The 13,251-nt window shown below is 63.6% G+C and carries 11 protein-coding genes; 8 read left to right on the forward strand and 3 right to left on the reverse strand.

Going from position 1 to position 13,251, the window contains the following annotated elements; all coding sequences use genetic code 11:
- Positions 1-95 precede the first annotated feature (95 nt).
- The 6 genes from ACERIT_RS13085 (at position 96) to ACERIT_RS13110 (ending at position 8,912) form a co-directional block, all read left to right on the forward strand.
- Positions 96-1,466 carry a Single-stranded DNA binding protein gene (locus ACERIT_RS13085; protein WP_373675310.1) on the forward strand — a complete coding sequence of 457 codons (1,371 nt, stop codon included), beginning with the start codon at positions 96-98 and terminating at the stop codon, positions 1,464-1,466.
- The gene (locus ACERIT_RS13090; RefSeq protein WP_373675311.1) at positions 1,463-3,259 is read left to right on the forward strand and encodes a hypothetical protein; all 1,797 of its coding nucleotides are present in this window, start codon (positions 1,463-1,465) and stop codon (positions 3,257-3,259) included. Before ACERIT_RS13085 ends, ACERIT_RS13090 begins: the two co-directional genes overlap by 4 nt.
- Before the next feature lie 11 nt (positions 3,260-3,270).
- Complete coding sequence (locus ACERIT_RS13095) at positions 3,271-4,032, forward strand: metallophosphoesterase (RefSeq protein ID WP_373675312.1); 762 nt, start codon at positions 3,271-3,273, stop codon at positions 4,030-4,032.
- Between the two features lie 158 nt (positions 4,033-4,190).
- On the forward strand, positions 4,191-7,106 hold the full coding sequence (locus tag ACERIT_RS13100) for a DEAD/DEAH box helicase (RefSeq protein ID WP_373675320.1): 2,916 nt from the start codon (positions 4,191-4,193) through the stop codon (positions 7,104-7,106).
- Between the two features lie 145 nt (positions 7,107-7,251).
- On the forward strand, positions 7,252-8,061 hold the full coding sequence (dacZ, locus tag ACERIT_RS13105; RefSeq protein ID WP_373675313.1) for a diadenylate cyclase: 810 nt from the start codon (positions 7,252-7,254) through the stop codon (positions 8,059-8,061).
- Positions 8,061-8,912: a mechanosensitive ion channel family protein gene (locus ACERIT_RS13110; protein WP_373675314.1), complete on the forward strand. Its 852-nt coding sequence runs from the start codon at positions 8,061-8,063 to the stop codon at positions 8,910-8,912. The genes dacZ and ACERIT_RS13110 overlap by 1 nt, the downstream gene beginning before the upstream one ends.
- A 25-nt stretch (positions 8,913-8,937) precedes the next feature.
- Here ACERIT_RS13110 and ACERIT_RS13115 read toward each other — a convergent pair whose 3' ends face one another.
- Positions 8,938-9,636: a DapH/DapD/GlmU-related protein gene (locus ACERIT_RS13115; RefSeq protein ID WP_373675315.1), complete on the reverse strand. Its 699-nt coding sequence runs from the start codon at positions 9,634-9,636 to the stop codon at positions 8,938-8,940.
- Between the two features lie 105 nt (positions 9,637-9,741).
- Here ACERIT_RS13115 and ACERIT_RS13120 point away from each other — a divergent pair, with 105 nt between their 5' ends.
- Complete coding sequence (locus tag ACERIT_RS13120; protein ID WP_373675316.1) at positions 9,742-10,749, forward strand: hypothetical protein; 1,008 nt, start codon at positions 9,742-9,744, stop codon at positions 10,747-10,749.
- A 109-nt stretch (positions 10,750-10,858) separates the two neighbouring features.
- Here ACERIT_RS13120 and ACERIT_RS13125 read toward each other — a convergent pair whose 3' ends face one another.
- Positions 10,859-12,031 (reverse strand): anion permease, encoded by a 1,173-nt coding sequence (locus ACERIT_RS13125; protein ID WP_373675317.1) that lies wholly within the window; start codon positions 12,029-12,031, stop codon positions 10,859-10,861.
- Positions 12,032-12,159: 128 nt separating this feature from the next.
- On the opposite strand from ACERIT_RS13125, the gene ACERIT_RS13130 reads away from it, so the two are divergent.
- Positions 12,160-12,579 carry a universal stress protein gene (locus ACERIT_RS13130; protein ID WP_373675318.1) on the forward strand — a complete coding sequence of 140 codons (420 nt, stop codon included), beginning with the start codon at positions 12,160-12,162 and terminating at the stop codon, positions 12,577-12,579.
- A gap of 11 nt (positions 12,580-12,590) precedes the next feature.
- Here ACERIT_RS13130 and ACERIT_RS13135 read toward each other — a convergent pair whose 3' ends face one another.
- The gene (locus tag ACERIT_RS13135; RefSeq protein WP_373675319.1) at positions 12,591-13,196 is read right to left on the reverse strand and encodes a hypothetical protein; all 606 of its coding nucleotides are present in this window, start codon (positions 13,194-13,196) and stop codon (positions 12,591-12,593) included.
- Positions 13,197-13,251: the final 55 nt, after the last annotated feature.

The raw sequence follows: 13,251 nt of genomic DNA on the forward strand, positions 1-13,251 counted from the left end.
CCGTGGAAGGATGGACGTTACGGTCGATCGCCGTCCACGAGCGGGCGGTGTGTCGCGAGCAACCCTTTTGTGCGGTGACGCCGAATCCTGCCCCGATGGACGTAGACAAGCATGCCGAGGAGCTCGCCTCCACTCTCGGCGTTGATAAAACGGAGGTCAAAGCCGATCTCGAGAACCTACTCGAATACAGCGTCCCGATCGACGAGGCCAAACAGAGCGTCCGGCGCAAACACGACGGCGGTGGAGATGGCTCCTCGCCGACGCCGGAGTCCGTCGATATCGCGGAGATAACGACCGACCACGGAAACATTACCGTCACCGCACGAGTACTCACCGTGGGAACTCGCACGATCCGGTATCAGGGTGACGACATCACGATCCGTGAGGGACAACTCGCGGACTCGACGGGGACGATCTCCTATACCGCCTGGCGGGACTTCGGATTCGAGCCGGGAGACTCGCTGACGATCGGCAACGCCGGCGTCCGCGAGTGGGAGGGCGACCCCGAACTCAATCTCGGCGACTCGACGACGGTCGCCATGGCCGACGAGCCGGTCGAGACCGACGCACGGATCGGTGGCGATCGCCAGTTGATCGACCTCGATCCGGGCGATCGTGGTCGAACCATCGAGGTTCGCGTCCTCGAAGTCGACTCGAAAACGATCTCGGGACGGGACGGCGAGACGCCGATCCTGGAGGGCGTCGTCGGCGACGAGACCGCACGGCTACCCTTCACGGACTGGGATCCCCGCGCCGCGATCGAGGAGGGCGCGGATCTCCGGATCGAGGACGTCTACATCCGTGAGTTCCGCGGGGTGCCGTCGATCAACCTCACCGAGTTCTCCCAGGTACAGCCGCTTGCGGATCCGGTCCACGTAACCGACGAGGCACCCCGGCTGTCTATCGCCGAAGCAGTCGACGCCGGCGGCATGTTCGACGTCGAACTCGTCGGAACCGTCCTCGATCTCAGAGATGGGTCGGGGTTCATAGAGCGGTGCCCCGACTGTGGTCGCGTGCTTCAAAGTGGCCAATGTCGAAGCCACGGCGAGGTCGAGGGCGACGACGACCTTCGCACGAAGGCCATCCTCGACGACGGAACCGCGACGGTGACGGCGATCCTCGACCGCGATCTGACGGCCGAAATCTACGGCGGCGGGCTCGATGCCGCCCGTGAGGCGGCCCGCGATGCGATGGACCGGGAAGTCGTTTCGGAGGCGATCGCCGACGAACTCGTCGGTCGGGCCTTCCGCGTTCGGGGGAGTCTGTCCGTTGACGATTACGGTGCGAACCTCGATGCCACGACATTCGATCCCGCCGACGAGGATCCGGCGTCGATCGCGAGTGAGGTCCTCGCGGATCTCCGCGAACGGACGGCCGCGGCCGACGGTGGAGTCAGTTCCGGATCGGAAGCCGACGACGGAATCGATCCGAATGCCGCCGACGGATACTCCGAGGAGGAACCATGAGCGAGTCGATGGGAACGGCGGGCACTCGGGAGGTCGCCTTTCGGGTGTTCGCAAGCGAGTTCGACGACGCAACGCTGTCGTACTCACAAAGCGACGAGGAACGAGCGCCGAACTACGTTCTCACCCCACTCGGGGCGCGGATCAACCGGCTGTTTGCGGTGGGTGTATTGACCGAGGTCGAACGCGTGAACGAGGACACACGACGCGGTCGCGTGGTCGATCCGACCGGTGCGTTCGTCACCTACGCTGGCCAGTACCAACCGGACGAGCAGGCGTTCCTCGAGCGCGCGGATCCGCCGTCGTTCGTCGCGTTGACCGGGAAGGCACGCACGTTCCAGCCTGAGGATTCGGATCGCGTGTTCACCTCGGTCCGTCCGGAGAGTCTCAATGCGGTCGACGCCGACACGCGCGACCGGTGGGTCGTTCGGGCCGCCGAGACCACGCTCTCGCGGCTCGCAGTCTTCGCCGCGGCCCTTGAGTCCGATCGTCGCGGCGAGGATCTCCGGGCTGCACTCGAGGCCGGCGGGGCCGCCGAGGCACTCGCCGAGGGGATCCCACGCGCGATCGACCACTACGGGACGTCCACAGCCTACCTTGAGGCGACCCGGCGGATGGTCATCGACGCGCTGGAACTGGTCGCGGGCGATCGAGACGACGTTCGGACTCCGGACATCGATCCCTCCGAGGATGCGCCCACGGAGATCGGTCCGCTCCCGGAGACGGACGTGACGATCGCGGTTCCCGGCGCCGACGATTCCGGTGCGGATAGTGAGACGATCGAGGCAGATGCTCCGGACGCCGGAACCCCGACGACCGCCGCAGCTGTCGGAGACGAGGATGGAGCCGCCTCCGACGATCCAGACGCCGATGACACCGGCCGGGATTCGGTTGAAGGGGAGGATTCGGAGCCGGCGACAGCGGAATCTGCGGATCGGTCAACGGAGCCGTTGGCAGACTCGTCCGCATCTGTGGGCGGAGCAGACACGTCAGCCGGCGGCGACGATGACGACGCCGATCACGAGGACGCGGAGGGGAAAGCCGACGAGGAGAAAGCCAGCGAAATAACAGCTGGCGAGGAGACTGGTGGTCTCGGGGACTTCGCCGATCCATCCTCCTCGTCGGAATCGGCGGATTCAGTGGATTCGGCGGAGTCGGCGGATTCAGTGGATTCGGCGGAGTCGGCGGATTCAGTGGATTCGGCGGAGTCGGCGGATTCGACGGACTCCCCCGATTCGGCGGAGCGAACGGTCGAGTTTGACGAATCGGAAGCCACCGACGAGTCGACAGGATCCGAGGACCTGTACGAGCTTGACGAGGAGGAGCGGTCGGCGGTCACCGAGGAGTATGGAACCGACTTCTCGACGGGAACGGAGGTCGACGATCCGGGCGAGGCGGATATCGACGTCCCGACTGCCGACGAACTCGCCGAGACGGGCGTGCAGAATCCGGATGCCGACGGTTCGGGACCGACCGATGATCTCGACGTGGGATCGGCCGACTCCGATGTGGACGTCTCAGGAGAATCACCCGAGAGCCCGGACGCGGATCCGGCCACAGGGGCGGCGCAGACGGAATCGGATTCGGTCACATCGGAGGACGTGGATCTCACCGGGGAGGCGATCGCCGCGATGGAGGAACTTGATGAGGGCGACGGTGCCGCTCGTGGGACCGTGATCGAAACGGTGGTCGATCGGGTGGATGCCGATCCGGACGCCGTCCAGGAGGCGATCGACGACGCGTTGATGAGCGGCAAGTGTTATGAGCCGACCGATGACCGACTGAAGGCGATCTGATCGGCCCCCCGATGGCCCTCGTCGACCCCGTCGCGAACGCACCAGCCGCGGTCGTCGATCTGCCGGGTGAGCGTGCGCTTGTGATCGCCGATTACCACGCCGGAATCGAGGTCGGTCTCCGGTACGAGCGGGGCGTCGAACTGGAGAGTGCGGCCGACGAACGCCGCGAGCGCGTGCTCGAACTGGTGGCGCGCACGGATGCGGATCGGGTGATCGTGCTCGGCGATCTCGCCCACCGTATCCCCTCACCCGAGGGAGAAGAGCACGCGGAGATCGACGCGTTTCTGGACGCGGTCGCGGCGCGGGTCCCGGTGACACTCGTGACGGGCAACCACGACGCCGGCGTCACCGACGCGTTCACGGAGCGACTGGAGGTCGTTCCGCCGGAGGGGGGCCGGATCGGTCCGATCGGATTCCTTCACGGCCATACCTGGCCCAACCCGTCGGTGCTTTCCGCCGACGTCGTCTGTATGGGCCATGAACACCCGCAGGTTCGGTTGTCGGATTCGGTCGGTGGGAGTCGAAGCGAGCGGGCCTGGCTCCGCGGGTCGCTCCGCGTCGAGCCGTTCCGCGCGAACCTCGGCGAATCGATCGCGGACCGGTGGACCGATCCGGATCTCGTCGTGTTTCCCGCGTTCAATGACCGATCCGGCGGGACGTGGATCAACGTCGAGGGAGAGTCATTCCTCTCCCCGTTTCTTCCTGACGCGATCCAGGACGGGGAGGCCTACCTCCTCGACGGAACGCGTCTGGGCGCGTACCGGTCGGTGTGATCCGCCGGGGCGACGCGCTTAATCGGGTCGATCCCCAAAAGCGACTGATGCAGGAGGGCACGTCCGCGAACGGCGATCCGAACGCGGATCACGCCTCGGAGGACGATTCCACGGGAGACACGGCTCCGGAAGACGAGCGATCGGCGGACTCCGCCGGGATGGATGCCTTCACCCGGCTCGGATCGACGGTCCGGGAGGCGCTCTCGGAACGGGGCTTCACGCGACCGACCGAACCACAACGGAAGGCGATCCCCCCGCTCGCCGAGGGTCGAAACGCGCTGGTGCTTGCGCCGACGGGGACCGGGAAGACGGAGACGGCCATGTTGCCCGTCTTCGACCATCTCCTTGGGGCCCGCGAGGCCGACGACGAGCCCCCGCGATCGGGGATATCGGCGCTGTACATCACGCCGCTTCGAGCGCTCAACCGGGACATGATGGATCGCCTGGAGTGGTGGGGCGACCGACTCGGTCTCGAGATCGCGGTTCGACACGGCGATACGACCCAGTACGAACGCTCCAAACAGGCCGACGATCCTCCGGACGTTCTCATCACGACCCCGGAGAGCCTACAGGCCATTTTGACGGGATCGAAGATGCGGACGGCGCTTTCGGACGTCGCTCACGTGATCGTCGACGAGGTCCACGAGATCGCCTCGGCGAAACGCGGCGCACAGCTCACCGTCGGCCTCGAACGGCTTCGTGAGCTCGCCGGGCCCTCCCAGCGAATCGGGCTGTCTGCCACGGTCGGCTCTCCCGAGGAGGTCGGCCGGTTCCTCGTCGGCCGCGGTGATCCCGATCCGTCCATGCCGAACGATCGGGCGTTCGAGGTCGTCGAGGTCGACGTCGGAACGCGGGTGGACGTCACCGTTCACCGCCCCGACGTAACCGACGCTGACTCCCGGCTCGCGGGCACGTTGGCGACCACGGCGGAGATCGCAAGCCACGTTCGCACGATCCGCGAGATCGTCGCCGAGAACCACTCGACGCTCATATTCGTCAATACCCGACAGACCGCCGAGGCGCTCGGGTCGCGGTTCAAGGCACTCTCGCCGGAGGTGGAGGACGGGACGGGGGCAACCGCCGAGGCCGGTGGCAATTCGATCGACGTCGAAGTCCATCACGGATCGCTTTCGAGCGACGTCCGCGTCGACGTTGAGGACCGATTCAAGGCGGGCGACCTCGACGCGTTGATCTGCACCTCCTCGATGGAACTGGGGATCGACGTCGGCCGCGTCGACCACGTGATCCAGTACGGGAGCCCCCGCGAGGTCGCCAGGTTGCTCCAGCGCGTCGGGCGCGCCGGGCACCGAAGCGACCTCGTCTCGCGAGGGACGGTGGTAACAAGCGATCCCGACGACACCCTGGAGGCGATGGCGATCGCCCGCCGCGGGAAGACCGGGCAGGTCGAACCGGCGAACGTCCACCACGGAAGCCTCGATACGGCCGCAAACCAGATCGTTGGGATCACGATGGATCTCGGAGAGGTCCACGCTCGCAAGGCCTACCGGATCCTCACGCATGCGTATCCGTTCCGAGATCTGGCGGAAGAGCAGTTTCGCGAGATCGTTCGCGAACTCGACGGGAACCACGTCATATGGCTCGCGGAGGAGTCCGATGCGATCGAGCGTTCGGGTGGCACCTGGCAGTACTTCTATGCCAACCTCTCGATGATCCCCGACGAGGCCACCTTCGAGGTTCACGACCTCTCCTCGCGGACGCAGATCGGGACCCTCGATGAACGATTCGTGCTCGATTTCGCGGGTCCCGGCGAGACGTTCGTCCAACGCGGGGAGATGTGGCGGATCGTCGACGTCGACGAGGACGAAGAGCGCGTGAACGTCTCGCCGGTCGAGGATCCCGGCGGCGAGGTTCCGGCGTGGGTCGGCTCGGAGATCCCGGTGCCGCGTCCTGTCGCAAACGAGGTCGGCCACCTTCGCGGAGAGATCGCGAGTCGGCTCTCCGATGATGCTCCACCAACGGCAGTTGCACGGGGGCTTACCGAGCGGTATCCAGCTGACGCGTCGACGATCGAACGCGCGATCGAGCCGATCGTAGACCACGTTGAAACGGGACACACCGTTCCGACCGATGACCGGATCGTCGTGGAAGGCGCGGGTCGATCGATCGTCGTCAACGCCGCGTTCGGCCACCGGGTGAACGAGACGCTCGCCAGGCTACTCGCGGCGCTCGTCGGCCAGCGAACCGGGTCGTCGGTCGGCATGGACGTCGACCCCTATCGGATCGAACTGGAGGTCCCTCAGTCGATCGACCCGGGAACCGTCCTCGAGATCCTCGAGTCGACTGACCCGGCGCATCTGGAGACATATCTCGAACTCGCGTTGAAGAACGCCGACACGCTCGCGTTTACCCTCGCGCAGGTGGCCACGAAGTTCGGCACCCTCAAACGCTATCGGGAGGGGAAGGGGCGGTTCGGCGGCGACCGGTTGTTGGCTGCCTTAGAGGACACTCCCGTCCACGAGGAGGCACTTCGGGAGGTGTTTCACACGGATCTTGCGGTCCCCGAGACGGCCGATCTTCTCGAACGGATCCAAACCGGAGCAGTGGACCTCCTGGCAGCCCGCGAACGGACGCCGATCGGATCGGCGGGTGACTCCTCGGGGCGGGAGTTCCTCGTCCCGGAAAACGCGGATGCGAGCGTCATCGAGACGATCCGCGAGCGGATCGAGGAGGACCGAGTGCTCCTCTGTTGTCTCCACTGTCACGACTGGACGCGCCGGACCGTGGTTCGACGCGTCGACGATCAGCCGGCCTGTCCGGAGTGTGGGTCGACGCGGATCGCCGCGTTGAATCCCTGGGACGAGGAGACGGTGCGCGCGGTTCGCGCCGACGAGAAGGACGACGAACAAGAGCGGCTCACGAAGCGGGCCTACCGGTCGGCGAGTCTCGTCCAGGCCCACGGGAGGCGGGCCGTAGTCGCGATGGCCGCCCGCGGGGTCGGACCGGAGAACGCGGCCCGAATCATCTCGAAGCTCCGCGAGGACGAGGAGGCGTTCTATCGCGACCTCCTGAAACAGGAGCGCCAGTACGCCCGGACTCAGTCGTTTTGGGACTGATCGGGATCGTTTGGGAGGATCGTTGGAAGTGATCCATCGGAACGATAACCATCGACCCGAGAAATCCCGTAAAACGTTGATCTCATCGGAGACACGGGTGACGCCTGCACAACTCCTTTATACGCTGGCTCGGTCGGTGTAGATAATGACTACGCTAACCGACCTCCTCGGAGATATCGTCGCCGACGTCGACGACGTGTTTTTGTTCTCCCCCAGCGGCTCGTTTCACGATCGATTCGTCGAAGCGGACGTGGACGTCGTCGTCGTTGCGACCGAAAACACGATCGATGCCGATCGGTTCGTCGAGTTGCCCCTCGAATTCGACAACGTCCGCGACCGGATCCGGTTCGGCATCGAAGGGGCGGTAGATCGGGGTGTCGTCGAGGAGGGCGACACCATCGCCTGCTCGGTCGGGGTCTTCGACGACGATCCGGACTCGCTCGTTCGAGTGCGAGTCACCGAGGACATGGGTTCGGGCATCTATGACCTCTTCGTCGATTCGCGAGCGGAACCGGGCGTCATCCGGGATGTCTTCGAGGTGGCGATCGAACTCGGCAAGAAGGGGCAAAAGGGCAAGCCGGTCGGCGCGCTCTTCGTGGTCGGCGACGCCGGAAAGGTGATGAACAAGTCCCGGCCGCTCAGCTACAATCCCTTCGAGAAGAGCCACGTTCACGTCGGCGATCCGATCGTGAACGTGATGTTAAAGGAATTCTCGCGGCTCGACGGCGCGTTCGTCATCTCCGATTCCGGGAAGATCGTCTCGGCGTACCGCTATCTCGAGCCGGCCGCCGAGGGCGTCGACATTCCGAAGGGACTCGGCGCACGCCACATGGCCGCGGGGGCGATCACGCGCGATACGAACGCGACCGCGATCGTGCTCTCGGAATCCGACGGGCTGGTTCGTGCGTTCAAGGGGGGGCGCCTGGTCCTTGAGCTCGATCCGGAGGCTTACTGATGGCTCGAATCGAATTCGGTGGTCACGGTCGACTTTTCGAGGGCCTCGGATCGGCAAGCGATCCGACGCTCGCCCAGAGTACAGCCGCCGAGGCGATCGGGATCGTTCCTCCCCGCATCTGGCTCGCGCTGGTACTCGTTGTATTCGGTGTCATCGCGGGGTACGTGGTTCAGATCGTCAATCGACGCCTCCTCGAACGAGCCGGAGTGCCCGAGGCGATCGAGGGGACTGCCTTCGAGCGCACCACCCGTGAGTTCGGGCTGTCGACGGTCACTATCATCGCGAAGCTGTCGAACTACTTCATCGTCGGCATCGCCGTGCTCATGGCCCTGTCAGTCGCCGAGATCCAGTACGTCGAGCTGTTCTGGGTGGATGTTGCCACGTTCGTTCCCCGGCTCTTCGTTGCGCTCATCGTGCTCGTCGTCGGCATCGTCGCTGGCGATAAACTCGAGTTGTACGTCGCGGAGCGACTGAAGGGAATAAAGCTCCCGGAGACGGGCATCATCCCGACGATCGCGAAATATAGCGTCGTCTACGTCGCGATCCTGATCGCACTCGGACAGATCGGCGTCGCGACGCTCGCGTTGATCGTTCTGCTTGCAGCGTATGCGTTCGCACTCGTCGTTCTGACGGCGATCGCGACCAAGGACCTGCTTGCGGCCGCCGCTGCCGGCGTCTTCTTGCTTTTGTCCCAGCCGTACGGGATCGGCGACGAGATAAAAGTCGCCGGCCGCCGTGGGATCGTCCAGGAAATCGATCTGTTCGTGACCCACATCGATACCGACGGCGAAGAACACATCCTTCCCAACCACGCCGTGTTCCGCGAGGGGATCGTTCGGATCCGCGAGTGAACGGGCGTGGGTCGGTGACGGTGGGTCACTCGCCCGCCGATCGATCCTCGTCTATCCCTCCGCGCGGAGACCGATCTTCATCCTGCCCTCCGCGCGGAGACCGATCGGAGTCCGCCCGCGAGACGATCTCCGCCGGTACGCCGGCGACGGTCGTCCCCGGCGGCACGTCCTCGACGACGAGTGAGTTCGCGGCGACCTGTGCGTCCTCGCCGACTGTCACTCCGGGTAACACGATCGCGCCGGCGCCGATCATCGCCCGCTGCCCGATCACGATATCCCCGAGTCGGTACTCATCCTGGAGGAACTCGTGGCAAAGCAGCGTGGCGTCGTAGCCGATGATCGCGTCATCCTCGACGGTGATCCGCGCGGGCCAGAAGACGTCCGGTGTCGACTCGAGTCCCCACGAGACGCCCTGCCCAACCGAGATCCCGATCCGACGGAACAGCCAGTTCTTGAGCCGGAGGCTTGGTGAAACCCGACACAGGAGAATGACGAGATAATTGCGAATCACTGCAAGCGGCGATCGCTTCTCGGGCCAGGCCCAAAGCGAATTCCGCGGACCGGAGACGCCGATCCGCGTGAGTCGCTCGTGTCGACGTTCGACTGCCGGATCGCTACGGTCGCCATCGCGTTGGTCGCTTCCCTCCTGGCGGGTGTCCTCGCCGGTATCCTGATCCTCGCGTGTATCGGGATCGTCAGGCGGGGCGTGGCCGTCGTCGTTCACGTCGACCGATCGGCGTTGCGCCGGCTTAAAGACTCGCGCTCGAACGTCGAACCGACGGTTCGATCCCGCCAGAAGTTCTATATCGTTCGTGGATCTCGTTTCGATATGGCCCTCCACGCCGTAGACGACATCGATGACGCGTACGAAGCGACACGTTCGTTCCTGGTTCCGATCCAGGCTCGTCGGTGGCTCAAACTCGCCCTCGTGGCGTTCTTCATCGGCGGCGGCATGAACGTTCCAACCGCGCAGTTCAACACCTCGAGCGGAACCGGACCCACGGGGACGCCGCCGGCCGAGATCCCGCCGATGCTATCGGACAACCTCGTTCCGATCATCGCGATCGTTGGCGTCACCATCCTCGTGCTCGTGTTGGCGTTCGGACTGATCGGGGCGATCATGGAGTTCGTGTTCATCGAATCGCTGCGACGCGAAGCCGTCTCTATCAGGGAGTACTGGAGCGATCGATGGCCACAGGGGCTTCGACTCTTCGGATTTCGGATCCTCATCGGGCTTCCCGTGTTGGGGTTCATTCTCGGCTGGATGGCGCTTTTTTTCGCGCCGATGGTTCTCGGTGTCGGTGAACCGCTCATATCGGTCGCGGTTCTGTTCGTCGGCTTCGCGTTTCTGTTCGTGATCGGACTCCTGTTCGGGTTGGTGAACGGGTTTACGACCGTCTTCGTCGTTCCGATCATGATTCAGCAAGACTCCGGCGTCGTGGCCGGCTGGCGGCGACTCTGGGAGTCGATCAAAACCGACTGGAAGCAGTATCTCGTCTATGCCGTTCTCGCGGTCGTGTTGAACATGGTGACCGGCTTGATCGCCATGTTTGCTACGGGAATGGTCGCGCTCGTTCTGCTCGTTCCACTTGCCCTTCTGGCCGGGATCATCCACCTCACTGTCTCGGTGGGATCGACGATCGGGATGGCGATCCTCGCCGTGTTCGTCCTCCTGTTCGTCCTCGTCATGATGGTCGTGTGGGCGTTGGTCCAGGTGCCCATCCTCGCGTATCTCAGATATTACGCGCTGCTCGTACTCGGCGACATCGACGAATCGTTGGATCTCATCCCCGAGCAACGATCGGCCATCCGATCGTCGGATCCCTCCCACGGCTAACGCCGTGGGCTTCCTCCTTGCATCTCTGTGAAAGACGGACGAGAAGACCGATCGGAATTCCGGTCGACCCCATCAAGAGGACACGTGCCCCGGACGTTACGCAACGCAATCAGGTTCCCGGAACGGGCACGACGACGAAGAACCCGTAGGAAAGAGCCAACGACACCGTCGGTCCGACGATCCACATCGACACGTACTTTGCGATCGCCAGGGGATTGAACAGGTCGCCCACTTCGAGGACCTCCTGGGGTTCCGGTTCCCCGATATCAGGGGCTGGAACGTCCGGGTCCGCGGTCAAAGCCCCCGTCTCGATCTCCACATCAGCCTCGCCACGGACGGCATCGCGTGCAGAAATCGGTCGAGTGGCTCGCCCCCAGCCGAGACCAACGATCGTCATTACCATCGCCATCACGAGACTGATCGGAATCCCGGCATACGAAAGCGTAGTCGTGATCGTCGCGGCGGTGGCCATAACGAGAAGCGCCGCAAGGAGTGGAATATCCGTGAGTTCGGTTCCGACGGATTCCATCGTTCGCCGAGCGATCGTGAACCCACCAATTCCGATGGCGACCGTCGCGATAAAGATCGCGCTGTTCGTTCCGATCGCCGCACTACTCACCAGCGGCGCAACCGCGTTCGGCACGTTGCTCGCGCCCGCGCTGAACGCCATGTAGCAACCGATGATCAGGACAACGATCGTGCCAAGGAGTTCATTGCGCGTCGTGTTCGGGCCAATCACCGGCGTCGGGACCGTCCCAGTCCGATCGAGCGCGATCAGCGCCCCGTCCGTCGAGACGATATCGAACCGCTCGTTGAGCGCCGGGTAAAGATACCGACCGAGGATACCGCCGATCCAGAAGCCGATGACGGGCGTGACGATCCACCAGGCGACGATCCGGCCGATCGTATCGAAATTGAGCGTGCCGGTCGCAAGTCCGAGTCCCGCGATCGACCCCACGGTCGTCATCGACGTGGGCACCGGCACGCCGAACACGTTAGCGATGAGAATTCCGAACCCGATGAAGAAGAGAACGGCGACCCCGGCCTCCAGCGAGATCGGGATCGCGATGATGTCGCCCGCGAGCGTGTCCATGACGTTCCGCCCGACCGTCCATCCCCCTAAAAAGACGAAGAACGTCATGAGACCGGCCGCAAGCGCCTTTGAGACGATACCAGCACCGACCGACGGTCCCCACGCGATCCCGGTGGATGACCCCCCGATATTGAACCCAACGAAAACCGACGCAACGATACCGACTAACAAGATTACCCCAAGAGACATACGGTGGATCTTTTGGTGAAGAACACAAGAACATTCCGAACAGATACGTCTCACCGGAGGCTGAAGACGACGGTCTAAGCTCCGAAAGGCGGATCAACTATTTACAGTCGTCCACCGATGATCGATATATGATCGATCGCATTCTCGTTCCAATGGACGATTCCGAGATGGCACAGAAAGCACTACGGTACGCACTCGAAGCCTACCAGGACGCCGACATAACGGTGTTACACGTCGTCGGCAAAATGTCACCGATGATGGGGGAGATCGTCGGACTCGCGCTCGAAGAGGACTTCCAGACCGCAGCCGAGGAACGAGCCGACGATATCTTCACTACCGCTCGGGAGATCGCTGCGGAGTACAACGCCGAGATCGACACGACGGTCGCGATCGGCCATCCGGCACGGACGATCGTCAAGAAGTCGGAGGCGTTTGATACGGTCGTGTTAGGGAGCCACAGTGGCTCGATCGCGGATCGACTGTTCGTCGGGAACGTTGCCGAAGACGTGTTCCGTCGGGCCCCGGTGCCGGTCACGGTCGTCCGCTGAGATCACTCGGATCAACGGCCCTCTGAGTCAGTTTCCGAGTCATCCTCACCGGTCTCATCGTCCCCGGCGTCCTCGTCGGCACTCTCGTCGATCGTTTCGATCTTCTCTTTGGTCTCGCCGATGGCTTCTTCGAGTTCGCCTTTCGTCTTGTCGATGGTCTCCTCGACCTCGTCTTTGCGGGGCCGCCGCTCGACGCGCTCGTTTACTTCCTCGACCTTTTCGGTGACTCGACTGACTTCATCGCTAACCGTTTCCTCGACGGATTCAGCGACCGTCTCACCGACCTGCTTTTCCACGGACTCAGCGACCGTCTCGCCGACTTCCTTCTCGACGGATTCAGCGACCGTCTCGCCGACCTGTTTTTCGACGGAGTCGGAGACCTCTTTGGTGACTTTTTCGGTCACCGTTTCCTCGACGGCCTCGACGACTTCGGCGGTCATCCACTGGGGGTCGAGTCGGGACATCTTCCACCCAACGTGAATCCCATATCCGAGAAACACACCGATGCCGAACGTGATTCCGGTACGGATTCCGACGACGATCATAAGACCGATCGCAACCACGAACAATACACCATAGGAGAGATCAACGAGAGCGTCGATGCGATATGGATCCATAGTTGTTAGTTCCGTGCGACGTTGTTTTTACTTACCGAAACGCTGCCCTATCACG

This window comes from Halopenitus sp. H-Gu1 (assembly GCF_041821145.1).
Taxonomy (GTDB): domain Archaea; phylum Halobacteriota; class Halobacteria; order Halobacteriales; family Haloferacaceae; genus Halopenitus.